Annotated in this window: 26 protein-coding genes; 21 read left to right on the forward strand and 5 right to left on the reverse strand. The window is 62.7% G+C overall.

What is annotated here, in order from left to right; all coding sequences use genetic code 11:
- Positions 1 to 77 precede the first annotated feature (77 nt).
- The 3 genes from parC to AC1RNA_RS11420 all read left to right on the forward strand — a co-directional run bounded on the left by parC (position 78) and on the right by AC1RNA_RS11420 (position 4,502).
- A complete protein-coding gene (gene parC, locus AC1RNA_RS11410) occupies positions 78 to 2,333 on the forward strand; it encodes a DNA topoisomerase IV subunit A (RefSeq protein ID WP_492951122.1) in 2,256 nt (751 codons plus the stop codon).
- A 258-nt stretch (positions 2,334 to 2,591) separates the two neighbouring features.
- Positions 2,592 to 3,086: a tRNA (N6-threonylcarbamoyladenosine(37)-N6)-methyltransferase TrmO gene (gene tsaA, locus AC1RNA_RS11415; protein WP_492951213.1), complete on the forward strand. Its 495-nt coding sequence runs from the start codon at positions 2,592 to 2,594 to the stop codon at positions 3,084 to 3,086.
- Positions 3,087 to 3,131: 45 nt separating this feature from the next.
- Positions 3,132 to 4,502 carry an Nramp family divalent metal transporter gene (locus AC1RNA_RS11420; protein WP_492951214.1) on the forward strand — a complete coding sequence of 457 codons (1,371 nt, stop codon included), beginning with the start codon at positions 3,132 to 3,134 and terminating at the stop codon, positions 4,500 to 4,502.
- A 42-nt stretch (positions 4,503 to 4,544) separates the two neighbouring features.
- Here the strand turns inward: AC1RNA_RS11420 and AC1RNA_RS11425 are convergent, their stop codons facing one another.
- The 4 genes from AC1RNA_RS11425 to hemB form a co-directional block, all read right to left on the reverse strand.
- The gene (locus AC1RNA_RS11425) at positions 4,545 to 5,537 is read right to left on the reverse strand and encodes a hypothetical protein (RefSeq protein WP_492951123.1); all 993 of its coding nucleotides are present in this window, start codon (positions 5,535 to 5,537) and stop codon (positions 4,545 to 4,547) included.
- Positions 5,538 to 5,730: 193 nt separating this feature from the next.
- Complete coding sequence (locus AC1RNA_RS11430) at positions 5,731 to 6,507, reverse strand: arginyltransferase (protein WP_492951124.1); 777 nt, start codon at positions 6,505 to 6,507, stop codon at positions 5,731 to 5,733.
- Positions 6,508 to 6,602: 95 nt separating this feature from the next.
- On the reverse strand, positions 6,603 to 7,142 hold the full coding sequence (locus tag AC1RNA_RS11435; RefSeq protein ID WP_048755918.1) for an RDD family protein: 540 nt from the start codon (positions 7,140 to 7,142) through the stop codon (positions 6,603 to 6,605).
- A 107-nt stretch (positions 7,143 to 7,249) separates the two neighbouring features.
- A complete protein-coding gene (gene hemB, locus AC1RNA_RS11440) occupies positions 7,250 to 8,317 on the reverse strand; it encodes a porphobilinogen synthase (protein ID WP_009340865.1) in 1,068 nt (355 codons plus the stop codon).
- A gap of 108 nt (positions 8,318 to 8,425) precedes the next feature.
- Between hemB and AC1RNA_RS11445 the strand changes: the two genes are divergently transcribed.
- The 13 genes from AC1RNA_RS11445 to AC1RNA_RS11505 all read left to right on the forward strand — a co-directional run bounded on the left by AC1RNA_RS11445 (position 8,426) and on the right by AC1RNA_RS11505 (position 19,490).
- Positions 8,426 to 8,920, forward strand: a complete 495-nt coding sequence (locus AC1RNA_RS11445) for a DUF6163 family protein (protein ID WP_009340863.1) — start codon at positions 8,426 to 8,428, stop codon at positions 8,918 to 8,920.
- A gap of 342 nt (positions 8,921 to 9,262) precedes the next feature.
- Positions 9,263 to 9,775, forward strand: a complete 513-nt coding sequence (gene ldtR / locus AC1RNA_RS11450; protein ID WP_009340862.1) for a transcriptional regulator LdtR — start codon at positions 9,263 to 9,265, stop codon at positions 9,773 to 9,775.
- 197 nt (positions 9,776 to 9,972) lie between these two features.
- The gene (locus AC1RNA_RS11455) at positions 9,973 to 10,476 is read left to right on the forward strand and encodes a hypothetical protein (protein ID WP_009340860.1); all 504 of its coding nucleotides are present in this window, start codon (positions 9,973 to 9,975) and stop codon (positions 10,474 to 10,476) included.
- 47 nt (positions 10,477 to 10,523) lie between these two features.
- Entirely contained in the window at positions 10,524 to 10,724 is a 201-nt protein-coding gene (locus AC1RNA_RS11460) for a hypothetical protein (RefSeq protein ID WP_009340857.1), read from the forward strand.
- 485 nt (positions 10,725 to 11,209) lie between these two features.
- A complete protein-coding gene (glyA, locus tag AC1RNA_RS11465; RefSeq protein WP_492951125.1) occupies positions 11,210 to 12,511 on the forward strand; it encodes a serine hydroxymethyltransferase in 1,302 nt (433 codons plus the stop codon).
- Positions 12,512 to 12,535: 24 nt separating this feature from the next.
- Entirely contained in the window at positions 12,536 to 13,012 is a 477-nt protein-coding gene (gene nrdR / locus AC1RNA_RS11470) for a transcriptional regulator NrdR (RefSeq protein WP_009340854.1), read from the forward strand.
- Positions 13,009 to 14,142 carry a bifunctional diaminohydroxyphosphoribosylaminopyrimidine deaminase/5-amino-6-(5-phosphoribosylamino)uracil reductase RibD gene (ribD, locus tag AC1RNA_RS11475; RefSeq protein ID WP_492951126.1) on the forward strand — a complete coding sequence of 378 codons (1,134 nt, stop codon included), beginning with the start codon at positions 13,009 to 13,011 and terminating at the stop codon, positions 14,140 to 14,142. The genes nrdR and ribD overlap by 4 nt, the downstream gene beginning before the upstream one ends.
- 14 nt (positions 14,143 to 14,156) lie before the next feature.
- A complete protein-coding gene (locus AC1RNA_RS11480; protein ID WP_492951127.1) occupies positions 14,157 to 14,765 on the forward strand; it encodes a riboflavin synthase in 609 nt (202 codons plus the stop codon).
- 65 nt (positions 14,766 to 14,830) lie between these two features.
- A complete protein-coding gene (gene ribH, locus AC1RNA_RS11485; protein ID WP_492951128.1) occupies positions 14,831 to 15,322 on the forward strand; it encodes a 6,7-dimethyl-8-ribityllumazine synthase in 492 nt (163 codons plus the stop codon).
- Entirely contained in the window at positions 15,322 to 15,822 is a 501-nt protein-coding gene (gene nusB / locus AC1RNA_RS11490) for a transcription antitermination factor NusB (protein WP_009340849.1), read from the forward strand. The genes ribH and nusB overlap by 1 nt, the downstream gene beginning before the upstream one ends.
- Before the next feature lie 3 nt (positions 15,823 to 15,825).
- Positions 15,826 to 16,797: a thiamine-phosphate kinase gene (gene thiL / locus AC1RNA_RS11495; protein ID WP_492951129.1), complete on the forward strand. Its 972-nt coding sequence runs from the start codon at positions 15,826 to 15,828 to the stop codon at positions 16,795 to 16,797.
- Between the two features lie 205 nt (positions 16,798 to 17,002).
- Entirely contained in the window at positions 17,003 to 19,123 is a 2,121-nt protein-coding gene (locus AC1RNA_RS11500) for a sodium-translocating pyrophosphatase (RefSeq protein WP_492951130.1), read from the forward strand.
- A gap of 214 nt (positions 19,124 to 19,337) precedes the next feature.
- Positions 19,338 to 19,490: a hypothetical protein gene (locus tag AC1RNA_RS11505; RefSeq protein WP_009340844.1), complete on the forward strand. Its 153-nt coding sequence runs from the start codon at positions 19,338 to 19,340 to the stop codon at positions 19,488 to 19,490.
- Positions 19,491 to 19,513: 23 nt separating this feature from the next.
- On the opposite strand, the gene AC1RNA_RS11510 is transcribed toward AC1RNA_RS11505, so the two are convergent.
- Positions 19,514 to 19,945: an outer membrane protein assembly factor BamE gene (locus tag AC1RNA_RS11510; protein ID WP_048755923.1), complete on the reverse strand. Its 432-nt coding sequence runs from the start codon at positions 19,943 to 19,945 to the stop codon at positions 19,514 to 19,516.
- A gap of 179 nt (positions 19,946 to 20,124) precedes the next feature.
- Between AC1RNA_RS11510 and AC1RNA_RS11515 the strand changes: the two genes are divergently transcribed.
- The 5 genes from AC1RNA_RS11515 to AC1RNA_RS11535 all read left to right on the forward strand — a co-directional run bounded on the left by AC1RNA_RS11515 (position 20,125) and on the right by AC1RNA_RS11535 (position 23,928).
- Positions 20,125 to 20,661 carry a ubiquinol-cytochrome C chaperone family protein gene (locus AC1RNA_RS11515; protein ID WP_492951131.1) on the forward strand — a complete coding sequence of 179 codons (537 nt, stop codon included), beginning with the start codon at positions 20,125 to 20,127 and terminating at the stop codon, positions 20,659 to 20,661.
- A 4-nt stretch (positions 20,662 to 20,665) separates the two neighbouring features.
- Positions 20,666 to 21,232 (forward strand): YceD family protein, encoded by a 567-nt coding sequence (locus AC1RNA_RS11520; protein WP_492951132.1) that lies wholly within the window; start codon positions 20,666 to 20,668, stop codon positions 21,230 to 21,232.
- 186 nt (positions 21,233 to 21,418) lie between these two features.
- A complete protein-coding gene (gene plsX / locus AC1RNA_RS11525) occupies positions 21,419 to 22,480 on the forward strand; it encodes a phosphate acyltransferase PlsX (RefSeq protein ID WP_009340837.1) in 1,062 nt (353 codons plus the stop codon).
- Positions 22,477 to 23,454, forward strand: a complete 978-nt coding sequence (locus tag AC1RNA_RS11530) for a beta-ketoacyl-ACP synthase III (RefSeq protein WP_492951133.1) — start codon at positions 22,477 to 22,479, stop codon at positions 23,452 to 23,454. The genes plsX and AC1RNA_RS11530 overlap by 4 nt, the downstream gene beginning before the upstream one ends.
- A 129-nt stretch (positions 23,455 to 23,583) precedes the next feature.
- A complete protein-coding gene (locus AC1RNA_RS11535; protein ID WP_009340834.1) occupies positions 23,584 to 23,928 on the forward strand; it encodes an integration host factor subunit alpha in 345 nt (114 codons plus the stop codon).
- Positions 23,929 to 23,970 lie beyond the last annotated feature (42 nt).

The raw sequence follows: 23,970 nt of genomic DNA on the forward strand, positions 1-23,970 counted from the left end.
AAAATTGGCCGTCCGGCTGATTCGGCGGTTTCATTCCCTCCTTGTCCCGCCCAGCGGCAGGCGTTAACCCCTGCGGCATGGGCAAGACACTGATTCCCCCCGAACCGCAGGACATTCAGGAAGTCGCGCTGCGTGAGGCGCTCGAGGAGCGCTACCTCGCTTACGCGCTCTCCACCATCATGCACCGGGCGCTGCCGGACGCGCGTGACGGGCTGAAGCCGGTTCACCGGCGCATCCTCTACGGTATGCGGTTGCTGCGGCTTGATCCAAGTTCGCCGTTCAAGAAATCCGCCAAGATCGTCGGCGACGTGATGGGCGGATTCCACCCGCACGGCGACCAGGCGATCTACGACGCGCTGGTGCGCCTCGCCCAGGACTTTTCCTCGCGCTATCCGCTTGTCGACGGGCAGGGCAATTTCGGCAACGTCGACGGCGATAACCCGGCGGCGATGCGCTACACCGAATCGCGCCTGACCGACGTCGCCCGCCTGCTGCTGGATGGGCTCGACGAGGACGCGGTCGAGTTTCGCCCGACCTATGACGGCAGCGATAAGGAACCGGTCGTCTTGCCGGGCGGTTTTCCGAATCTCCTCGCCAACGGCGCGCAGGGCATCGCGGTCGGCATGGCGACCTCGATCCCGCCGCACAATGCCGCCGAGTTGTGCGACGCTGCGTTGCATCTCATCGACAAGCCCGCGACCAAGACGCGCGGCCTGTTACGTTACGTCAAGGGCCCGGACTTTCCGACCGGTGGCATCGTGGTGGATTCGCAGGACTCGATCGCCGAGGCCTACGTCACCGGGCGCGGCGGTTTTCGTGTGCGCGCCAAATGGCATCAGGAAGATGGCGCGCGGGGCACCTGGAACATCGTCGTCACTGAAATTCCATGGCTGGTGCAGAAGTCTCGGCTGATCGAGCGCATCGCCGAGCTTCTCAACGAGAAGAAGCTGCACCTCGTCGGCGATATTCGCGATGAATCGGCCGAGGACATCCGCATCGTCATCGAGCCGAAGTCGAAGAACGTCGATCCCGAAGTCCTGATGGAGACGCTGTTCAAGCAGACCGATCTTGAGAGCCGGATTCCGCTGAACCTCAACGTGCTGGTGAAGGGCCGCATCCCCAAGGTGCTGGGCCTCGCCGAGTGCCTGCGCGAGTGGCTCGATCATCTGCGCGACGTGCTGGTGCGCCGCTCCAACCATCGCAAGAGCCAGATCGAGCACCGTCTCGAAGTGCTCGGCGGCTACCTGATCGCGTATCTCAACCTCGACAAGGTCATCAAGATCATCCGCACCGAGGACGAGCCGAAGCCCGTCCTCATCAAGACCTTCAAGCTAACCGACATCCAGGCCGATTCCATCCTCAACATGCGACTGCGCAATTTGCGCAAGCTGGAGGAAATGGAGATCCGCGGCGAGGACAAGAAGCTGCGCGCCGAGTTGAAAGACCTCAAGGCTGTGCTCGCTTCCGAGGACGAGCAGTGGAAGAAGGTCGGCGAGCAGGTCAAGAAGGTTCGCGAACTGTTCGGGCCGAAGACAGCGCTCGGCAAACGCCGCACCCAGTTCGCTGACGCGCCGGAGCATGACCTTGCCGCCATCGAGGAGGCCCTGATCGAGCGCGAGCCGATCACGGTCGTCGTCTCCGACAAGGGCTGGGTTCGCACACTCAAGGGACACGTCGAAGATCTGTCAAACCTCACGTTCAAGACAGACGACCGCTTGGGCATTTCGTTCTTCGCTGAAACCACCTCGAAGCTGCTGCTACTCGGCACCCATGGCCGCTTTTACACGCTGGATGCGCAGAAGCTGCCCGGCGGTCGTGGCCATGGCGATCCGATCCGCAGCTTCATCGATCTCGAAGGCGATGCGAATATCGTGTCGCTGTTCGTCAACACCGGCGGCCGCAAGTTCCTGATCGCGAGCCATGACGGGCAGGGCTTCGTCGTCAACGAGGATGATTGCGTCGGCAACACCCGCAAGGGCAAGCAGGTGCTCAACGTCACCGCGCCGAACGAGGCGGCCGCGATCTGCACCGTGGCGGGCGACACCGTTGCGGTGATCGGCGAGAACCGCAAGATGCTGATCTTCCCGCTCGATCAGGTGCCGGAAATGGCGCGCGGGCGCGGTGTACGCCTGCAACGCTACAAGGACGGCGGCCTGTCGGACATCACCACCTTCACCGCCAAGGAAGGTCTGACGTGGAAGGATTCTGCCGGCCGCGAATTCTCCGCGACATGGAAGGAATTGTCCGACTGGCGCGGCAACCGCGCCGACGCCGGCCGCCTGCCGCCGAAGGGCTTTCCGAAGTCGAACAAGTTCGGCAAGGGGATTGGCTAGCAGCTTTACCTCTCCCCGTTTACGGGGAGAGGTCGGATTGCCGTAAGCGCGTTTGCGACGCGCGGTGGCGATCCGCGTGAGGAGCGTTGCGCTCACTCAATATCTCTATCTGCGTTTCCCTTTATGATTGCCGCTCTTCCCGCAAGCGGGGGCGAAAGGGTCATGATCCGGTTTGACAAAGTGCTTACTCATGTCGAGATTCCGGGCTCATTCGCGGTGCTCGCGCCCCGGAATGACGGGATGTCTCAGGAGAGCGCGATGGTCCGCCGCAATGAAATCCGTGAAGGTGAAGTCGCCGTCACGCCACCAGCGCCGACCGATGCCGGGCTGACCTATATCGGCCGCATCCACACGCCCTGGAGCGATCGCATGATGACGCCACGGCAGGGGCGGCATGACGGCCCCGAATGCCGCATTGAGATCTTCGAGCCCTGGGTGCCCGCGCTGAAGGGGCTGGAGAAATATTCCACCGTCGAGGTCCTGTACTGGCTGGATCAGTCGCGGCGCGATCTTGTGCTGCAGAGTCCGGCCAGCAATGGCGAGGTCCACGGCACTTTCTCGCTGCGCTCGCCGGTGCGGCCGAATCCGATCGGCACGTCGGTCGCCAAGCTCATACGGGTTGAGGGGAACATGGTGACGGTGCAGGGGCTGGATTGCCTTGATGACACGCCGCTGATCGATCTCAAGCCTGACCGGTGCCTTTTCACCCCGATTGCCCCGAAGCAGCCCGGCGACGACGAAACCATCAGCTAACGCTTCTGCAAATCACTTGCATCTAGATGCGTGGTCATGCATTCTATGGAAATGGATGCACAGGTTAACCCCACGGCGAGACCCGTCGTCGCGGCCGAGAGCGGCTGGCGCGCGCCCAATCGCGAGCCTTCGCTGGCCGATGTGTTCGGCTCGATCAGGGTAAAGCAGGGCGGCTCGTTCTGGGCCAAGCTGGTGGCCTTCCTCGGGCCGGGCTACCTCGTCGCCGTCGGCTACATGGACCCCGGCAACTGGGCGACCTCGCTCGCGGGCGGCTCGAAGTTCGGCTATGCGCTGCTCTCGGTCGCGTTGATCTCCAACATCATGGCGATCATCCTGCAATCGCTGTGCGCGCGCCTCGGCGTCGGCGCAGGGCGCGACCTCGCGCAGGCCTGCCGCGATGCCTACCCGCGATGGGTGGCGTGGCCGCTGTGGCTGTTCGCGGAAATCGCCATCAGCGCCACTGACCTCGCCGAGATTATCGGCACTGCTATCGGCCTCAATCTCCTGTTCGGCATTCCGCTTGAGATCGGCGTGCTGATCACCGCGCTCGATGTGTTCCTGATCCTCGCTTTGCAGGCGCTGGGCTTTCGCTGGGTGGAGGCGTTCGTCGTCGCGTTGCTCGGCGTGATCGCGGCGTGCTTTGCGATCCAGATCGCGCTGGCGAATCCCGACTGGGGCGCGGTCATCAAGGGCTTCGCGCCAACCGTCGAGATCGTGCGTAATCCCGACATGCTCTACCTCGCGCTCGGCATTCTCGGCGCGACAGTGATGCCGCATAACCTCTATCTGCATTCAGGCCTGGTGCAGACGCGCGGCTACGGGCCGACCGAGGCGGACAAGCGCGAGGCGATCAAGCTCTCGACCATCGATTCGACCTTCGCGCTCTGCCTTGCGCTGACCATCAACGCATCGATCCTGATTCTGGCGGCGGCGACTTTCAACGCCGCAGGCAATCACGAGGTCGCTGAGCTCGATCGCGCCCATGCGCTGCTCGCGCCGATGCTGGGCTCGAGCTGGGCGCCGACGCTGTTCGGCGTAGCGTTGTTGTGCTGCGGGTTGAATTCGACGGTGACAGCGACGCTGTCCGGTCAGATCGTGATGGAGGGCTTCATCAACATCCGCATCGCGCCGTGGCTGCGCCGTCTCATCACCCGCGCCATCGCCATCGTGCCGGCGGCGCTGGTGACGATCTGGTATGGCGCGAAAGGCTCAGGCGAGCTTCTGATTTTGAGTCAGGTGGTGCTGAGCCTGCAATTGCCGTTCGCCATCGTGCCGCTGGTGATGTTCACCGGGAGCCGCGCCAAGATGGGCGTGTTCGTGGCGCCCCGCTGGCTGACCGCGGCAGCCGCGGTGACGGCGGTCGTGGTCATCGTGTTGAACGCCAAGCTGGTGTTCGATTTCGTCACGGGGGCGTAGCGAAACCGAACACGACTTGTGCCATGAAGCGCGAGGGCAGCGTCAGCTTGCGAACACCGAAGGCACACCGAGAATCTTGATCGGGTCGTCGCCTTCCTTCAATCCCATCAGCTTGATGAGGGCAGGGGCGATCTCGTTCCAGCGTTCGCGGGCCATTTCCTTGCCCGAGGGAGTCTTGGCCTCGTCGAACAGGCGCTGGAAAACGTAATAGACGATGTGGCCTTCCTCCTGAGGCGTCTTGGCGCCCCAGCGCTTCTGGGCAAGTCCGCGCCATTTGCTGCCATCCGGCACGACCGATTCCGGTACGAATTGCGAGATCAGGTCGGCGTCGTGCGTGAACTTGGCGATGTCGTTTTCCGGCTCGGGGTAGACGCTTTCCCATGCGCCTTTCTTGCCGGCTGCCTTGTCGATCGAGTCGCGGAAATACCAATAGCCGGTCGAATGTTCGACGACGGCAGCCTCGATGGTTGCGATTTCCTTGTCCGAATAACCGCCGACCTGCCGCAGCAAGTCGCCTGCCATGACTGCGCCGGTGATGTTGTGGATCAGCGCGTGGTTGTTGCCGATTTTAGGATTTGTCAGAACGCTCTCGTCGTTCCAGAAATTCGGTGAATTTTTCAGGAAGCCTGCCTTGCGTAAGCGGGCGACCATGTCGCGGGCCTTGGAGAGCTGTTCTGGGTTGGTCAGCACCGATTCTTTCTCTTCCTTGGCGATGTTGTGCAGGATATCGCCGGCCAGAGCCAATCGCTTGTCGGCGGCGGGCATCTTCTGATCGTTTGCCATTTTGTAAACGAACGCGGCGCAGAGCCGGTTGTGGAGGATGTCCTGCGTTGGGTCCTTCACCTGGCGCTCCTCGGTGGCGATCATGACGTCCATCACCTTCTGAAGGTCCGGCGTTTCCTTCAGATAGTTTTTCTCCATGCTCAAAAACGGCTCAGGTAGATCGTACTTATCCTGTGAAGCCGCAAATGCCGGCTGAATGGCGATCAGGCTGAAGGCGACTGTTGCGATCATGCCGGAATGTCGGTTGAACATGTATTGCCCCTTCTTGATGCATCGCCCGATGAAGGCGATGGAATTCCTCAGGGCAGCATTGAACGCCGATGCGATATAAAAAAACAATAGTTCGCACGCGACGAATGGACGCTCGCCGTGAGGCTGCAAGCATCGTAGTTCATTATGTGAGACGCGAGAGTATTTGATTTACCGCGACTGACCGCGAAGCGGTTTAATCCTGCGGCTCGGATGCGGTCGCGCCGTTGACATCGACGCGCACCCATCCATTCGGCGCAAGCCGCTGCTGCGGCAGGAAGCGGCCCTTGTAACTCATCTTGCTCGATCCATCGATCCAGTAGCCGAGATAGACGTAGGGCAAGCCCATGTTACGGGCGCGGGCGATGTGATCGAGGATCATGAACGTGCCGAGCGAGCGGTCGTGCTCGCCGGGTTCGAAGAACGAATAGACCATCGACAGGCCGTCGCCGAGAATATCGGTCAGCGCGACCGCGACCAGATCTCCGCCCTTGCCAGTGATGCCGGTGTCCGCTGTGCGGCGGCGATATTCGATGATGCTCGTGCTGACGTGGCTGTCTTCCACCATCATCGCATAGTCGAGTACGGTCATGTCTGCCATGCCGCCATCATGGTGGCGCGCATCGAGATAGGCGCGGAACACCGAATATTGTTCGGAGGTCGGAATCGCCTCGCGCATCTCGCCGACGAGATCGGCATTGCGGTGGATCACCTTGCGCAGGTTACGCGACGGCTGGAACTCATCGGCAATGACGCGGACCGAAACGCAGGCGCGACAGAGATCGCACGCGGGGCGATAGGCGATCGACTGGCTACGGCGAAACCCGCCATGGGTGAGCAGGTCGTTCAGCTCGCCTGCCTTGTCGCCGACCAGATGGGTGAAAACCTTGCGCTCCTGGAACCCTTCGAGATACGGGCAGGGAGTGGGCGCCGTCAGATAGAATTGCGGCGTATTGCGCGAATGTTGCGTCACGTCAGGCCGTCAACCCCGGATCGTGAGCGGCGGCGGGTTCCGCCGCTCGGTTCGATTCACTGCACAAGCATCGCTCGCATGACCTGACCCGTCAATCAGAACGAACGGCTGGGAGGCATGGTGGCGGCCGTATTCACCAGCACTGTGCCGAGCACGAGATCGTGCAGCAACTGGCCCCGCCGGTTGAAGAAACCAACCAGCACAATCAGTGGCGTGAGGAACGACACGGAAACCCAGTAGGCCACCGCGTGGGCGACGCCCAGCAGGAAGTAGGGCCGCCCGCCATTCAGCATCTCCATATGGATGCCGAGGGTGCGCATGCCGATGGTGGCGGCATGCGGGCCGCCGAGTGACAGCCCGTAATAGAACAGCGCCCAGATAATGGAGAAAGGCGACACCAGCCAGAACAGCGCCCAGCCAAGGCCGAGCGTCACCACGCCGAACAGCAGGATGAAGATCGACACCAGCACGATCGGCACCGACAGCACGAACAGGTCGATCAGGAAGGCGACGAAGCGCCTGGTGAGCACCCCGCTGTAGAGCGCAAGGTTGCTCTGCGCATCGGTAGTGTAGGGGCCGGAATAGGGATTGTTCCGCCAGGCTGCACCGCCGCCCGACCCTTGCGTGTCCGACATTATCGCCTCCGCGCCCCGGAAGCGGGGCTTCCTGCGACATGGCGATACATGTTCCCCGCCGCAAGACGGCGGGTACCCGGATAAACAAAAAGAAATGGAACGGAAAGCTAGCGTGCCGCGCGCAGCTTTTCCGCGGCGAGGGGCGCGAAATAAGTCAGCACGCCGTCGGCGCCGGCGCGCTTGAAGGCGGTGAGGCTTTCCATGATCGCGCGGTCGCCGTCGAGCCAGCCGTTGTTCGCCGCTGCCATGAGCATCGCGTACTCGCCCGACACCTGATAGGCGAATGTCGGCATCGCGAAGGCGTCCTTCACGCGGCGCAGGATATCGAGATAGGGCAGGCCGGGCTTCACCATCACCATGTCGGCGCCTTCGGCGATGTCGAGTTCGACTTCGCGCAGCGCCTCGTCGGAATTGGCAGGGTCCATCTGATAGGTGCGCTTGTCGCCGGTCAGCGCCTTGGCGGAACCAACCGCGTCGCGGAATGGGCCGTAGAAGGCGGAAGCGTATTTCGCGGCATAGGCCATGATCTGTACGTCGAGGTGGCCTGCGGCGTCGAGCGCCTCGCGGATGGCACCGACACGGCCATCCATCATGTCGGAAGGAGCGATGATGTCGCAGCCGGCTTCCGCCTGCACCAGCGCCTGACGCACCAGCACCGCGACGGTCTCGTCGTTCATGATGACGCCATCGTCACGCAGCAGGCCGTCATGGCCGTGGCTGGTGAACGGATCGAGCGCCACGTCGCACAGCACGCCAAGATCGGGAAATTCCTTCTTGATGGCGCGCACGGTGCGGCACACCAGATTGTCGATGTTCAGCGCCTCGGAGCCGCTCGGATCGCGCAGCGCGGCTTCGGTGTAGGGAAACAGCGCGATGCAGGGGATATCGAGCTTCATGGCGCGCTCGGCGTCGCGCACGCATTGATCGACGGAAAGGCGTTCGACGCCCGGCATCGAGGCGACCGCCTCACGCTTGTTATGACCATCGGCGACGAACAGGGGCCAGATCAGGTCGTTGGTGGTCAGCGTGTTCTCGCGGACGAGGCGGCGCGCCCATTCGGTCTTGCGGTTGCGGCGCAGGCGCGTGGTGAGATGCAGCGCCGTTGCGGGGGCGCTTACGTCGGCGCGGGGCGGGGTGTCGCGGGATTCGATCGGTCGTCCGAATTTGATCGCCATATAGAAGTCTCCTGCGGCCAGATTTAGCATTCCCGCTCGGCTACGTCATCGTGAAGCCTGCGAATATCTGGATTGATTTTATCGCGGCGAACGACCAAAGCTGTCGCGATGAACGACGATTTCGAGCAGCCCTCGCGGAAAATCCATATGGTGCGGGTCAGCGATCCCGCCCGGCAGGATCAGCATGGCGGTCTGACCTCGCTCGCGAGTGAGGTCGAAACCGGCGAAACCACATGGACCGCGCGCCTCATCATGTTCCTGCGCGCGATGGCCGTGATCGCGATGGTGATGGGCCTTTACAACTGGGCGCAGATCACCGGGTTCCTCGGCGGGCAGGACGGCGCGTTCGAAGTGCAGACAATGCAGTGGCAGGCGGCCACCGTTTATTTTGCGGTAATCGAACTCGTCGCGGCGGTCGGGCTGTGGCTTGCGACGCCGTGGGGCGCGGTGGTGTGGCTCACCACCGTTGTATCGCTCGCGGTGGTCGAGATCATGTTTCCATCGATCTATGGCGGGCACTTTCTCGTTGTGCTGTTCGCGGCGGTGCTGCTCGCGGCCTATCTCGCATTGGCGTGGATGGCGGCGCGCGAGCGGCCGCCATAGGCGCAGAGCATTTTCGATGTTTTCTTTTCGAGGCCGCATTTTCCGATGCGGCCTTTTTTCGATCCCGGTTTCGATGATTGACGAAACCTTTCCGGTTTCCGGCGCCTTCGCTTCAGAATGCGACAGATTGTGGAGCGAAGCGTGAACAGGGGGCCCCATTCCTGAATCAAATATTACAAAAGCGGCTGAAAACACTGGCTAAATCAAACGTTTACTCAATCAAATAAACCTTCTCTTTATTGTGTTTTTTAGGCTCATCTTCAAACGCGGCCCCTAAGTTGCGGTCATCAGGCGGGACAAAAGTTTCGTCGAATAAGTCGTAAAAACGACAGGGGAAGTGTCATGATGAAATCCGCAGCCAAGGCGGTCACGCCTGCCGCGAACGAAACGTCGGCGCCGGTTCAGCCGCTGTATCTCGAAGCTCTCACGCTCGTCGAACGTCTGCATCGTCGTTTGCTCGACGTCATCAAGGACGAATTCGATCGTCGTGGCCGCTCCGACATCAATTCGGTGCAGGCGCTGCTGCTCTACAATATCGGCGACAAGGAATTGACCGCCGGTGAGCTGCGTACGCGTGGCTATTACCTTGGCTCGAACGTCTCGTACAATCTGAAGAAGCTCGTCGAGATGGGCTTCCTCGATCACCAGCGTTCGCGCGTTGATCGCCGCTCGGTCCGCATCAGCCTGACCGAACAGGGCCAGGAAATCCGCCACATCGTCGACGCGCTGTATCAGAAGCACGTCAAGACGGTGGAGCAGGTCGGCGGCATCTCGAACGATGAGTTCGCGACGCTGAACAAGTCCCTGCATCGCCTCGAGCGCTTCTGGACCGACCAGATCCTGTATCGGCTTTGATCTGAATCAATTTCAGGGTGGCGTGAAGGCGCACGGAAGGGCTCACGTTCTTCAAGTGCTCCGGCGGCAAGCCGGTCACGCGCTACCTGACCTTTGCTCGTAAAGCCGGATTGCCCTCCGGTTGGAACGGCCTTCTCGCGAGAGGAGGCCGTTTTCTTTTTGATCTCGCCGGTGTAGCCCTGTGCGCCGGAGGGATCATGAACAGAATCCAGATCGGCGTCATCGCCACGGCCATATTCCTGGGCGTTTTGATCTTCGGATTGACGCGGCAGTCTTACGACAAGCACGACCTGCTTGGCGTTATTCCGGGCATGACGCACAAGCAGGCGGAGTCGGTTGGCAAGGCGCGAAAATGGGGCTGTCAGGATCAGCCGGCGACGCGCGAGTTCGTTTGCGCGACGGGGCGCGGCAGGCTGTCCATGGAATATCTGCCGGACGGCGATCAGAAGGTGGCGCGTGCCACGCTTCGGCTGTCGGATGCGAAGGGGTCCGCGCAGTCGCTGGCGGACGACATATCGGAGCAATACAGGAAGAAGCCGGTCAGTGTCGAAGGGCAGGAGCCCGCCATGACATTCACATGGGACCTGGACGACGGCCTCAAACTGCAAATGCGCAAGAGCGCGGAGGCGACCGATATCTCCATCAGCAGTGACGATCTGCAAAAGCGGCGGGACAACGAGAAGCCGGATAACGCGAAGTGACCACCTTTTCCTTGGTCATGCCCGCGAGACGCTGTTAAAGGTGGCAGATGTCAAAGCAACGATTAGAAATCAAGATCGACGGCCGCGGTGAGTCCAGCACGGTCCAGGAGTGGCAATGGTCGCTGATGCTCGGCGCCACACGGCTTGACGGCGGCACCGTGTTCGGTGCCCGCGCACAAGCGATGGAGGCTGGCGAACGCGCCAAGCGTCGCTATCTCGTCAGCGGCAAGGCGGCGAAGCCTTCCTGAGCCGGGGCTGCCGGACAGGCTCTGGGGCGAGAATCGGTTCGTAAACGAGTCCTGAATCGACCGGCCGCACTTTCAAAAATAAAGCCCGGGACTCTTGTCCGGACTCTTTCCATCATCGGCTCATGAAACAGCCGATTCTGAAAACCGACCGTGATCGCGTGGGCGTCCTCCTGACGCTGATCCTGCTTGTGGCGTGTTCGCTGAACCTGATCGTGTTCTGCACCCGCCTGTAGGCGGGAAGTCTCTCGGCGGTATTTCCGTCCGGTACCTGCCTCGAAATGATGTTCCAGTTCAGTTGGTTGCGGGTGGCCGGGATTCCGGCGTTCCGCGCCGGTGGCGGCCCCACTATCTTTTTAGCATATAGCCCCTTCCGCCGCCCAAACTTGGCCCTCGGGACCACATATGGTATGCCCGCAGCGCTTTCTTTCGCTTTCATTCTCACCTGACCGCGCCGCCCGGCGGCCGCGGTGGAGATCATTCTTCCAATGCCGTCTTCCGCGAAAACCGCTTCCGCTCCAAACACCTTCTTCACCGCCACGCTCGGCCAGGCTGATTCCGAGATCGCCGATGCCATCAAGGGCGAACTCGGCCGCCAGCAGCATGAGATCGAGCTGATCGCGTCCGAAAATATCGTCAGCCGCGCCGTGCTCGAGGCGCAGGGCTCGGTGCTCACCAACAAGTACGCGGAAGGCTATCCGGGCAAGCGCTATTACGGCGGTTGCGAATGGGTCGACGTGGTGGAAACGCTGGCGATCGAGCGCGCCAAGAAGCTGTTCGGCGCGAACTTCGCCAACGTGCAGCCGAACTCCGGCAGCCAGATGAACCAGGCGGTGTTCCTGGCGTTGTTGCAGCCCGGCGATACCTTCATGGGCCTCGATCTTGCCGCGGGTGGCCATCTCACCCACGGTGCGCCGGTGAACATGTCGGGCAAGTGGTTCACGCCGAAGCACTACACCGTGCGGCGCGAGGATCAGCTCATCGATATGGATGCGGTCGCAAAGCAGGCGCAGGAAGTGAAGCCGAAGCTCATCATCGCGGGCGGCTCGGCCTATTCGCGGGCGTGGGACTTCAAGCGCTTCCGCGAGATCGCCGACAGCGTCGGCGCGTATTTCATGGTGGACATGGCGCACTTCGCAGGCCTCGTGGCGGGTGGGGTGCATGCCTCGCCAGTGCCGCACGCCCACGTCACCACCACCACCACGCACAAGTCGCTGCGCGGCCCGCGTGGCGGCCTGATCCTCACCAACGACGAGGAGATCGCCAAGAAGATCAATTCGGCGATCTTCCCCGGCCTGCAGGGCGGCCCGCTGATGCACGTCATCGCCGCCAAGGCGGTGGCGTTCAAGGAAGCGCTGCAGCCGGACTTCAAGGTTTACGCGAAGAACGTCGTCGAAAACGCGAAGGCGCTTGCGGAATCGCTGCGCGGCCACGGCTTCGAGATCGTCTCGGGCGGCACCGACAATCACCTGATGCTGGTCGACCTTCGCCCGAAGGGCCTGAAGGGCAACATCTCGGAGCGCGCGCTGGTGCGCTCGGGCCTGACCTGCAACAAAAACGGCATCCCGTTCGACCCCGAGAAGCCGTTCGTGACCTCGGGCCTGCGCCTCGGCACGCCTGCGACCACCACGCGCGGTTTCGGCGTCGCCGAATTCAAGCAGGTCGGTGCGTTGATCGCCGAAGTGCTCAACGCGGTTGCGCAGTCGCCGGATGGTGCCGCGCCGGGCGTCGAGGAGCAGGTCAAGAAGCGGGTGCGTGAACTGACCGATCGTTTCCCGATCTATTCGTAATCAAACGCGAGAGGCGGCCTACGTATGCGTTGCCCAAGCTGCAGCAGTCTCGATACGCAGGTGAAAGATTCACGGCCCACGGAGGATTCCTCCGTGATCCGCCGCCGCCGCGTGTGCCTCGCGTGCAATTTCCGCTTCACGACGTTCGAGCGCGTGCAGTTGCGCGAACTCACCGTCATCAAGCGCAACGGGCGGAGGGTGCCGTTCGACCGCGACAAGCTGGTGCGTTCGCTGCAGATCAGTTTGCGCAAGCGCCCGGTCGATCCTGAGCGGGTCGAGAAGATGGTGTCCACCATCGTGCGGGAGCTTGAAAGCGGCGGCGAGGCGGAAGTCTCATCGGAGGCGATTGGCGAAATCGTAATGGAGCATCTGCGTCAGCTCGACGACGTCGCCTATGTGCGCTTCGCCTCGGTCTATCGCGATTTCCGCGAGGCGAAGGATTTCGAGGCCGTGCTCGGCGAATTGTCGGACGAAGGTGTGCCGGCGAACGTGCGAAAATGACCGCCGGCGCCTCGGCGGCCTTCACTCCGGAAGACCATCGCTTCATGCAGCTTGCGCTCGCGCTCGGACGGCGCGGGCAGGGACGAACCTGGCCCAATCCCGCTGTGGGCGCGGTCGTGGTGAAGGACGGCGTTATTCTCGGGCGCGGCTGGACGCAGCCCGGCGGCCGTCCGCACGCGGAGCCGGTGGCGCTGCAACGCGCGGGCGAAGCGGCCAGGGGCGCGACGCTCTACGTGACGCTCGAGCCATGCTCGCATCACGGCAAATCGCCGCCCTGCGCGGACGCCATCATCGCAGCCGGAATCGCGCGCGTGGTATCGGCGATCGAAGATCCCAATTCGCAGGTGGGAGGACAGGGGCACGCACGGCTGCGCGACGCGGGCATTCAGGTCGATGTCGGACTATGCCGTGACGAGGCCGCGCGCGCCCACGCGGGGCATTTCCTGCGCGTGCACAAGCAGCGCCCTTATGTGACGCTGAAACTCGCCGTTTCCGCCGATGGCAGGATCGCCGCCGCGGGACATAAGCCGGTTCAAATCACGGGCGAGGCCGCGAGCGTGCGGGTGCATCTGTTGCGCGCGCAAAACGATGCGATTCTGATCGGGATCGGCACCGCAATGGCGGACGATCCGATGCTGACCTGCCGCCTGCCGGGGATGGAGCGTCGCTCGCCGGTGCGCGTGGTGCTCGACCGCGCGCTGCGGCTCTCAGGCAATAGTCGCCTTGTGCATTCGGCACGGACCACACCACTCTGGCTCATCGCTTCCGAGACGGCGGAAGCCGCGGCCGCGACGAAACTCGGCGCTGCCGGTGCCCATGTGTTTCATCTGGCCGTAGACGATCACCAGCCGGGGCTCGATCTGAAGGCCGTGTTGCATACATTGTCGGCGCAGGGGATCACGCGGCTTCTGGTCGAGGGCGGCGCGAAGGTGGCATCGTCTTTCCTGAAAGCCGGTCTGGTGGATGAGTTCTGGCTGTTTCAGGGCATGAAAAGCATCGGCAGCGATGGCGTGGCCGCGCTGGATGGGCAGGATCTGAAAACGGCCGTCGCGTCCGGCTGGCTTGCGGATGAAACGGAAAGGTTCGGAGACGACAGGCTGACGGTTTATCGTCGCGCCGGCTCCGTCTGAAAGAGTAGTTGTTCATGTTCACAGGCATCATCACCGACGTCGGCGATATCCTCTCCATCAAGCCCACCGCGCAGGGGCAGTTGCATCGTCTGCGGATCGGTTGCGCTTACGATCAGACAACCATCGCCGATGGCGCATCCATTGCGTGCAATGGCGTCTGCCTGACGGTGGTGCGTTCCGGTGTCGAGGCAGGGCGAACATGGTTCGAGGTCGATGCGGCGGCGGAGACGCTACGCATGACCAGCGCGAAGAACTGGCACGAGGGCGGACGCCTCAATCTCGAACGCGCGCTGAAGATCGGCGACGAACTTGGCGGCCATATTGTATCGGGCCATGTCGATGGCATCGCCACCATTGTTGTGCGCGAAAACCTGCCGGACATGGCGTGTTTTGAGCTGCGCGCGCCGCACGAGCTTGCGAAGTTCATTGCCGCCAAGGGATCGGTGACGCTCGATGGCGTTTCATTGACCGTGAACAAGGCGGTCGGGGACATTTTCTCGGTGCTCATCATCCCGCACACCCTGCAGGTGACGACGCTGCAGGGCTGGCAGGTGGGCAGCGAGGTCAACCTCGAAATCGACGTCATGGCCCGCTACGCAGCGCGTCTTTCGGAGATGCGATAGCCGCTTGCTTTATGTGCCACGGCGACTACAACCCCTTGCAAATATTCACTTTGACGGACTGATCGATGGCCACCCCCCGCCGGGCTCAATTGGACGACAAGACCGACATCAGCGACGCCCGCGTGGTGATCGTCGAGGCGCGGTTCTACGATGATATTCAGGATGCGTTGCTCGAAGGCGCGCGGGTCGAACTCGATGCCGCCGGCGTCGGTTACGATATTCTCAGCGTGCCGGGCGCGCTGGAAATTCCCGCCGCGATTGCGATCGCGCTCGATGCCGCGAAGAAGAACGGCCGCCCCTATGACGGCGCGGTGGCACTTGGCTGCGTGATCCGTGGCGACACTATCCATTTCGAGATCGTGTCGATGGAATCTTCGCGCGGCCTGATGGACCTGTCAGTGTCTCGCAGCGTGCCGCTCGGCAACGGCATCATCACCGTGAACAACGAGGAACAGGCGTGGGAACGCGCCCGTCCCAACAAGCTCAACAAGGGCGGCGACGCCGCGCGCGCCGCGATCCAGATGATCCGCATCAAGCGCAAGCTGGCGAAGCCGTGATGGCCAAACCTCCTAAAATAGCGGCTCCGAAAGGCACTGAAGGCAAGGCGAATCGGCGCGGGGCTGCGCGGCTCGCGGCCGTGCAGGCGCTGTACCAGATGGACATCGCAGGCGCAGGCATCAACGATATCTTCGCTGAGTTTGAAAGCCACTGGCTCGGCAACGAGGTCGAGGGCGACGAATATCTGCCGGCGGAAGCCGCATTCTTCCGCGATGTCGTGTCCGGCGTGGTCCGCGATCAGGGCAAGATCGATCCGATGCTGGACGAGGCGCTTACGCGCGGCTGGCCACTGAAGCGGATCGAGGCGATCCTGCGCGCGACGTTGCGTGCTGGCGCATATGAGTTGGGCCACCGCAAGGACGTTCCGGCGCGCGTCGTCATCAAGGAATATGTCGATGTCGCGCATGCCTTTGTCGAAGCCGACGAGGCGGGGATGGTGAATGCCGTGCTCGACCAGATCGCGCGGCAGTTCCGCACGGATGAATTCGCGAAAGGCTAGGGAATGGCCTCGGCGGAAGACGATCTCATCGCCCGTTACTTTCGCCCGCTCGCAACCCATGCAGGCGCGCTGGGGCTGATCGACGATGCCGCGATCCTCGCGGCCTCGGGCGAGGATATCGTCATCACCACCGACGCCATCGTCGAGGGCGTCCACTTCCTGCCCAACGATCCGCCTGCCACGCTCGCGCAGAAGGCGTTGCGGGTGAACCTGTCCGATCTCGCGGCGAAGGGAGCGGCGCCCGCCGGTTTCGTGCTGACGCTGGCGTTGCGCGATGTCCGCGAGGCATGGCTTGAGCCTTTCGTGAAAGCCCTTGGTGAAGATGCGGTGGCGTTCGGCTGTCCGCTGCTCGGCGGCGACACCGTTTCCACGCCGGGACCGCTGATGATCTCGGTGACGATCTTCGGCAAGCTGCCCGCGGGCACCATGGTGCGCCGTGATGGCGCGAAGCCCGGCGATATCATCGTTGTGACGGGCACCATAGGCGACGCCGCGCTTGGTCTCGCCTGTCTCAAGGGTAAGAAACTGCTCGACGATGCATCGGCCTGCGACGCATTGGTGGCGCGCTACCGGATACCGCAGCCGCGCAACGCGCTGGCGGAAGCCATCCGCACGCACGCCAATGCCGCGATGGATATTTCGGATGGGCTTGCGGGCGATCTCGCCAAGCTTTGCGCGGCGTCAAAAGTATCGGCCACGGTGGAGGTGTCCACGATACCGTTCTCCGATCCGGCGCGGCGGATTCTATCGGCTGGCACGGCAGGCGTGGAGACGTTGATCGCAGGCGGCGACGATTACGAGGTTCTCTGCACCATTCCGGAGAATCGCTGGGCCTCGTTCCGCGAGGCAGCCGGGCGTGCGGCCGTTGCGGTGGCTGCGATCGGTCGCATGCAAAACGGGACTTCCGCCCCGGTTTTTCTCGACGCGTCGGGTATGCCGATGCCGCTGAAGCGCTTGTCTTACAGCCATTTCTAGAATTGATGCATTGCACCTAAAGGATTAGGCCATTTCCAGACTTCAGGACGATTTGGCTATGGGCTGGATCATTGCGTCCGCAAAATGATTTTGGCAGAGTTCGCGCCGAATTGGGGAAGCGATCGTCCGAGAGCTGCACTCATTTTGACGCCGTCCGCGTGCTGCGGAGTACGGCCGTCTTTCGGGAACATCAGGGGCCATTTCAATGACAGCTTTGTGGTTGATCGTGCTTTGTGGAGCACTTTCCATTGTCTATGCGGTGTGGGCGACCTCGTCGGTGCTGGGGGCCGATGCCGGGAGCGCGCGAATGCAGGAGATCGCGGCGGCGGTGCGCGAAGGCGCGCAGGCTTATCTGCGCCGTCAGTACATGACGATCGCGATCGTCGGCGTCGTGATCTTCGCGCTGCTTGCTTACTTCCTCGGCATTCTGGTTGCCGTCGGCTTTCTGATCGGCGCGGTGCTGTCGGGTGCTGCGGGATTCATCGGCATGAACGTCTCGGTTCGCGCCAACGTCCGCACCGCGCAGGCGGCGACCAAGTCGCTCGCGGGCGGTCTTGAGCTTGCCTTCAAGGCGGGCGCGATCACCGGCCTTCTGGTGGCGGGTCTCGCTCTCCTTGGTGTGACGCTCTATTTCATGCACCTGACCCAGCAGCACGGCCTGAAGCCAAATGATCGCATCGTCATCGACGCGCTGGTGGCGCTCGGCTTCGGCGCATCGCTGATCTCGATCTTCGCCCGTCTCGGCGGCGGCATCTTCACCAAGGGTGCGGACGTCGGCGGCGATCTCGTCGGCAAGGTTGAAGCGGGCATCCCCGAGGATGATCCGCGCAACCCGGCGACCATTGCGGACAATGTCGGCGACAATGTCGGCGACTGCGCCGGCATGGCGGCGGACCTGTTCGAGACCTACGCCGTGACCTCGGTCGCGACCATGGTGCTGGCCGCGATCTTCTTCGGCAACACGCCGATCCTGACACAGGTGATGACGCTGCCGCTCGCTATCGGCGGCATCTGCATTATCACCTCGATCATCGGCACCTTCTTCGTCAAGCTTGGTCCCAGCCAGTCGATCATGGGCGCGCTCTACAAGGGCCTGATCGCGACCGGCATTCTCTCGCTCGCAGGCGTGGCGATCGTCGTGCACCAGTTGATCGGCTTCGGTCCGCTGGCGGGCGTGAACTACACCGGCATGTCGCTGTTCCTGTGCGGCGTCGCGGGTCTTGCTGTGACCGGCCTCATCATCTGGATCACCGAGTACTACACCGGCACGGACTTCCGCCCGGTGAAGTCGATTGCCCAGTCCTCGGTCACGGGCCACGGCACCAACGTGATCCAGGGTCTCGCGATCTCGATGGAATCGACGGCACTTCCCGCCCTCGTCATCATCGCGGGTATCCTCGTCACCTACAGCCTCGCGGGCCTGTTCGGCATCGCGATCGCGACCACCACCATGCTGGCGCTGGCCGGCATGATCGTCGCGCTCGACGCCTTCGGCCCGGTGACGGACAACGCGGGCGGCATCGCGGAAATGGCGGGGCTTCCGAAGGAAGTCCGCAAGGCGACCGACGCGCTCGACGCGGTCGGCAACACCACCAAGGCCGTCACCAAGGGCTACGCGATCGGCTCCGCCGGTCTCGGCGCGCTGGTGCTGTTCGCGGCCTACAATCAGGACCTGAAGTTCTTCATCTCGGATGCGGCCCATCACCCTTACTTCCAGGGCGTTTCGCCGGACTTCTCGCTCAACAGCCCGTACGTCGTGGTTGGCCTGCTGTTTGGTGGCCTGCTGCCGTATCTGTTCGGCGCGATGGGCATGACGGCGGTCGGCCGCGCGGCGGGCGCCATCGTCGAAGAGGTGCGCCGTCAGTTCCGTGAGAAGCCGGGCATCATGCAGGGCACCGACAAGCCGGACTACGGCAAAGCCGTGGACCTGCTGACCAAGGCTGCGATCAAGGAAATGATCATTCCGTCGCTGCTGCCGGTGCTGTCGCCGATCATCGTCTACTTTGCGATCTATGCGATTGCGGGCGGCGGCGCGGCGGGCAAGTCGGCTGCGTTCTCCGCGGTCGGCGCGATGTTGCTCGGTGTGATCGTCACTGGCCTGTTCGTCGCGATCTCGATGACCTCGGGCGGCGGCGCGTGGGACAACGCCAAGAAGTACATCGAGGATGGTCACTTCGGCGGCAAGGGTTCGGACGCGCATAAGGCGGCCGTGACCGGCGACACCGTAGGCGATCCCTACAAGGACACGGCGGGCCCCGCCGTGAACCCGATGATCAAGATCACCAACATCGTGGCACTGTTGCTGCTCGCGATCCTGGCGCATTGATAGCAATACGAGAGTGACGAAAAGCCCGCGGCATGCCGCGGGCTTTTTTGTTGCGCAGAACGACCCGGCACACTGCGACAATTTGAAGACGACGCGGCTCGCAATCCCCCGGAAAATTTCAGCGCTCTGTCGGAAACCGGAACATACCTGTTGCGTTGGATGTCAGGGCCGGAAGTGACCGGCATGAGGGAGCGAAACCTCAGGGAGCGAAACCATGGCAGCTGACGACAGCGATCCGTTCGAGCAGGGGAAGCTCGCGCGCTTCAATCACGAGCCGCGTAAGAATCCCTATCCGGAAGGCACTGAGCAGCACGACCGCTGGGAGCAGGGCTACGACTTCGTCGCGCGCGGGCTGGTCGCGGTGTAACGCGACCGGCACGTCACCGAAAATCAGTCGCGGAACCTGATCAGCTTGAAGATCGGCGCAAGATAGCTGATCTCTTGGCCGCTGGTCGGCGTGGTGCGGCTGATGAAGTCGAAAATCTTGCCGTCCTTCAGGCCGTAGTTTGCCACGCGCCGGACGGTGCGGTTCTTGTCGAAATAGACGGCGATGACGCGCTGGTCGATCACCTGCTGGTGCATGAAGGCGACCTTCCGCTCCGTGCGCTGCGAGATGTAATAGAACACGTCGCCGTCCAGCGTCGCGACGGTGGAAGGCGTACCCAGCACCACCAGCACCTGATCCTGGCTCGCGCCGATCTGGACTTGCTCCAGCGCGCCGGGTGGCAGGATGTAACCCCTCTGGAACTGCTCGCCGGTACATCCGACGAGGACCAGACCGAGAGCCAGCGCGGCAACGGTGCCACGAAGGGTGCCCGACATGGAGCGGGAACGGGGATAGGAGGAGGGGGTGAGGGCGCGAAACGTCATGTCAGGCGAAGGCCTTTCTTGCAGTCCCGAGGTTCTTGCATCGCAGGAGCGGTTGACGTACCCGGCGGCACGCTTCATTGCAACCACAGAACCGCGTGCCCGGACTGGCGGGCAGGTCAATGGATCGGAAGATGTTCTCGTTTCTCAAGAAATCGACCCCGGCGCAGCGCACCATCGAGGCCATCTATGGCATGATCGTGGCGCAGGCCCGGCAGCCGGCCTTCTATGCTGGGCTCCATGTTCCCGACACGGTGGACGGGCGCTTCGACATGGTGCTGCTGCACCTGTGGATGGTGCTGCGGATGCTGCGGCAGGACCCGGCTGGGGAAGAACCGGCGCAACACCTGTTCGACCGTTTTTGCACCGACATGGACGACAATCTGCGCGAGATGGGGGTAGGCGACCTCACCGTCCCGAAGCGGATGCAGAAGTTCGGCGAGGCCTTTTATGGCCGCTCCGCTGCCTACGACGCGGCGCTCAATGCGGGTCATGCGGAACTGGCGGCCGCGTTCAACCGCAACATATTCAACGAGGCCAATGCAGCCAGCGCGGAGCGGCTTGCCACCTATGTAGGGGAAGCGCTGGCGCAGCTTAACACGGTCGATCAGGCGGCTTTCGCGCGCGGCGAATGGCAGTTTCCGCCTGCCAACGGCTTGGCGGAAGGATAACCGGATGAGCGGACATCAGCCCCATCGCGATAATCCTTGGAGCCACCCGGTCGCGGTGGCGAAGATCCCGGCTGCCGGGTCGCATGTCACCTTCGCGGCCAATGCGGCCGAACGCGCCGCCTTGGCGGAGGTCGCGGGCGTGCGGGAGATTCTGGAGGCTAAGGCGAGTTTCCATCTCACCCACGTCCGGGGAGCCATTCAGGCGCGAGGCCGTGTCAGTGGCCTGATCGGTCAGGACTGCGTGGTGACGCTGGAGCCTCTGGAAAACCGGGTCGAGGAAGACATCGACATTATTTTCGCCGAGCCGGATTCGGCTGCGGCAGCCCCGCCGAAGGTGGATATCGACGGGGACGAGCCGGACCCGCCGGAAATCATCGTCAACGGAGCCATCGACCTCGGGCGGCTCGCGACCGAGATGCTGTTCCTTGGAATCGACCCCTATCCCCGGAAGGCGGATGTGGCTTTCACCGCAACCGTTGAGACCTCCGACCCGGAGGAACACCCGTTCGCGGCCCTGAAGGCCCTCCAGCAGGCGCCAAAGGGCGGTCCAAAAAGGTCGAAAAAGGACTGATTCACACCATTCAAGGAGCGAGACAGGCCGGTCAAGATATTGTATCGGCTTCTGAACTGGCTATTGTTGACGGGACGGCGGTATGACTGTCCCTCACTAGCCGTCTCGCATTGCCAATCGCGGTTCGTTTTCCGATCAGTCGCAAACTCATCGGGCTTGCTGCACAATCAGGTTCTTACACCGGCCATGGCCCAGAAGGTTCGTATTGCGCTCGATGCCATGGGCGGCGATTTCGGCCCCCCCGTGGTGGTTCCGGGCGCAGGAATCTCACTGACACGGCATCCCGACACGGAATTCATCCTGTTCGGCGACAGCGCCGCGATCAACCGGCAGCTCGACGCCCATCCGGCCATCAAGGCGGCTTCAAAGGTCGTCCACACCGATGTCGCCATCACCATGGAGGAGAAGCCGAGCCAGGCGCTGCGCCGTGGCCGCAAGACCTCTTCGATGTGGCTGGCGCTCGATGCCGTGCGCAAGGGTGAGGCCGACGTGGCCGTATCCGCCGGCAACACCGGCGCGCTGATGGCGATGTCGCGCTTCAACCTGCGCATGCTGCCCGGCATCGACCGCCCGGCTATCGCCTGCGTGTGGCCGACGATCCGCAGCGAGTCCGTGGTGCTCGATGTCGGCGCCTCGATCGGCGGCGACGCCCGCCATCTGGCCTCGCTCGCAATCATGGGCAGCGCGATGGCGCGGGTGCTGTTCGACATCGAGCGACCGACGGTGGGCCTGCTCAACATCGGGGTGGAGGAGGTCAAGGGCGTCGAGGAGGTGAAGGAGGCGGCCGAGTTGCTGCGCTCCATGAACCTGCCGGAGCTGGACTTCATCGGCTTCGTCGAGGGCGACGGCATTGGCAAGGGAGCCGCCGACGTGATCGTCACCGAAGGGTTTTCCGGCAACATCGCGCTGAAGACGGCGGAAGGTACCGCGCGCCAGATCGCCGAATATCTGCGCAGCGCGATGAGCCGCACCTGGCGCTCCAAGCTCGGCTATCTGTTCGCCAAGAGCGCCTTCAAGGCCCTGCGGGACAAGATGGACCCGCGCAAGGTCAATGGCGGGGTGTTTCTCGGCCTCAACGGCGTTGTGATCAAAAGCCATGGCGGCACCGATGCCGAGGGCTTTGCGTCCGCCGTGGATGTTGGCTATGAGATGGTCCGCTACGATCTCCTGACAAAGATCAATCAAACTCTCAACCGTGACGGCGGGTCGCTGACCCTTATGCCGACCGCGCAGGAGGCTGTTTCGTGAGTGTGATGCGTTCGGTTGTGATCGGCCATGGCGCGTATTTGCCCGAGCGCGTGATGTCCAATGCCGAGCTTGCCGGCATGGTCGAGACCTCGGATGAATGGATTGTCCAGCGCACAGGTATCCGCCAGCGTCACATCGCTGCGGACGGCGAGTTCACCTCGCATCTCGGCCTCAAGGCGGCGCAGGCGGCGATCGCGGACGCGAAAGTCGACGCGCAGTCGATCGACCTGATCGTGCTCGCGACCTCGACGCCGGACCACACCTTTCCCGCGACCGCCGTGCAGATCCAGAATGGCCTCGGCATCCACCATGGTGCTGCGTTCGACCTTCAGGCGGTGTGCAGCGGCTTCATTTTCGCGCTGGCGACCGCCGACAATTTCCTCAAGGCCGGTGCCTACAAGCGCGCGCTGGTGATCGGCGCGGAGACGTTTTCCCGCATCCTCGACTGGAACGACCGCGGCACCTGCGTGCTGTTCGGCGACGGGGCGGGGGCTGTGGTTCTCGAGGCGCAGCCGCAGGCCGGCACCAGTACCGACCGGGGCATTCTCACCACCCATCTACGCTCGGATGGTGCCCACAAGGACAAATTGTACGTCGATGGCGGTCCGTCCTCGACGCAGACCGTCGGCCATCTGCGCATGGAAGGCCGCGAGGTGTTCAAGCACGCCGTCGGCATGATCACGGATGTCATCGTCGATGCTTTCGCCGCGACAGGAACAACGGCTAACGACATCGACTGGCTTGTTCCGCATCAGGCGAACAAGCGGATCATCGATGCGTCGGCCAAGAAGCTCGATATCGCGCCGCAAAAAGTGGTGCTGACCGTCGACCGGCACGGCAATACGTCGGCGGCCTCCATTCCATTGGCGCTTGCGACGGCAGCCGATGACGGACGCATCAAGCGAGGCGATCTGGTGATGCTGGAAGCGATGGGCGGAGGGTTCACCTGGGGCTCGGCCCTGTTGCGTTGGTAAAATTTAGGTCGAATGCCGCGGATTATTATGTCCGAATATCATGCGGTTGCATGATGAGCATGGTTGACCCGTTGCAACTAACCTCTTATTTTTAAGCATAATTTGCACGCTGTAGCTGGGGTTCGGATCATGAGCGAGAGCGGAAAAACGGTCACACGAGTCGATTTGTGCGAGGCGGTCTACCAGAAGGTCGGCCTGTCGCGGACAGAGTCGGCTGCGTTCGTTGAACTCGTGCTCAAGGAGATCACCGACTGCCTTGAGAAGGGCGAAACGGTGAAGCTGTCCTCGTTCGGCTCCTTCATGGTGCGCAAAAAGGGCGAGCGCATCGGCCGCAACCCCAAGACGGGGACCGAGGTCCCGATCTCGCCGCGCCGGGTCATGGTGTTCAAGCCGTCGGCAATCCTGAAGCAGCGCATCAACAACGGTGCCGGTACCAAGGATGAATCGGCCGTCGCCAGCGCGGCTGCGGGCTAGACCCGGCAGGCGCCCGGCAACTTCCCTCCGTTCGTCCAGCAA

The sequence above is a fragment of the Afipia sp. GW821-FHT14H12 genome (assembly GCF_058803465.1).

Coding starts and splice junctions, on each gene's coding strand:
- parC (WP_492951122.1), top strand. CDS start 78: ATGGGCAAGACACTGATTCCCCCCGAACCGCAGGACATTCAGGAAGTC.
- tsaA (WP_492951213.1), top strand. CDS start 2,592: ATGGTCCGCCGCAATGAAATCCGTGAAGGTGAAGTCGCCGTCACGCCA.
- AC1RNA_RS11420 (WP_492951214.1), top strand. CDS start 3,132: ATGGAAATGGATGCACAGGTTAACCCCACGGCGAGACCCGTCGTCGCG.
- AC1RNA_RS11425 (WP_492951123.1), bottom strand. CDS start 5,537: ATGTTCAACCGACATTCCGGCATGATCGCAACAGTCGCCTTCAGCCTG.
- AC1RNA_RS11435 (WP_048755918.1), bottom strand. CDS start 7,142: ATGTCGGACACGCAAGGGTCGGGCGGCGGTGCAGCCTGGCGGAACAAT.
- hemB (WP_009340865.1), bottom strand. CDS start 8,317: ATGGCGATCAAATTCGGACGACCGATCGAATCCCGCGACACCCCGCCC.
- AC1RNA_RS11445 (WP_009340863.1), top strand. CDS start 8,426: ATGAACGACGATTTCGAGCAGCCCTCGCGGAAAATCCATATGGTGCGG.
- ldtR (WP_009340862.1), top strand. CDS start 9,263: ATGATGAAATCCGCAGCCAAGGCGGTCACGCCTGCCGCGAACGAAACG.
- AC1RNA_RS11455 (WP_009340860.1), top strand. CDS start 9,973: ATGAACAGAATCCAGATCGGCGTCATCGCCACGGCCATATTCCTGGGC.
- AC1RNA_RS11460 (WP_009340857.1), top strand. CDS start 10,524: ATGTCAAAGCAACGATTAGAAATCAAGATCGACGGCCGCGGTGAGTCC.
- glyA (WP_492951125.1), top strand. CDS start 11,210: ATGCCGTCTTCCGCGAAAACCGCTTCCGCTCCAAACACCTTCTTCACC.
- nrdR (WP_009340854.1), top strand. CDS start 12,536: ATGCGTTGCCCAAGCTGCAGCAGTCTCGATACGCAGGTGAAAGATTCA.
- ribD (WP_492951126.1), top strand. CDS start 13,009: ATGACCGCCGGCGCCTCGGCGGCCTTCACTCCGGAAGACCATCGCTTC.
- AC1RNA_RS11480 (WP_492951127.1), top strand. CDS start 14,157: ATGTTCACAGGCATCATCACCGACGTCGGCGATATCCTCTCCATCAAG.
- ribH (WP_492951128.1), top strand. CDS start 14,831: ATGGCCACCCCCCGCCGGGCTCAATTGGACGACAAGACCGACATCAGC.
- nusB (WP_009340849.1), top strand. CDS start 15,322: ATGGCCAAACCTCCTAAAATAGCGGCTCCGAAAGGCACTGAAGGCAAG.
- thiL (WP_492951129.1), top strand. CDS start 15,826: ATGGCCTCGGCGGAAGACGATCTCATCGCCCGTTACTTTCGCCCGCTC.
- AC1RNA_RS11500 (WP_492951130.1), top strand. CDS start 17,003: ATGACAGCTTTGTGGTTGATCGTGCTTTGTGGAGCACTTTCCATTGTC.
- AC1RNA_RS11505 (WP_009340844.1), top strand. CDS start 19,338: ATGGCAGCTGACGACAGCGATCCGTTCGAGCAGGGGAAGCTCGCGCGC.
- AC1RNA_RS11510 (WP_048755923.1), bottom strand. CDS start 19,945: ATGTCGGGCACCCTTCGTGGCACCGTTGCCGCGCTGGCTCTCGGTCTG.
- AC1RNA_RS11515 (WP_492951131.1), top strand. CDS start 20,125: ATGTTCTCGTTTCTCAAGAAATCGACCCCGGCGCAGCGCACCATCGAG.
- AC1RNA_RS11520 (WP_492951132.1), top strand. CDS start 20,666: ATGAGCGGACATCAGCCCCATCGCGATAATCCTTGGAGCCACCCGGTC.
- plsX (WP_009340837.1), top strand. CDS start 21,419: ATGGCCCAGAAGGTTCGTATTGCGCTCGATGCCATGGGCGGCGATTTC.
- AC1RNA_RS11535 (WP_009340834.1), top strand. CDS start 23,584: ATGAGCGAGAGCGGAAAAACGGTCACACGAGTCGATTTGTGCGAGGCG.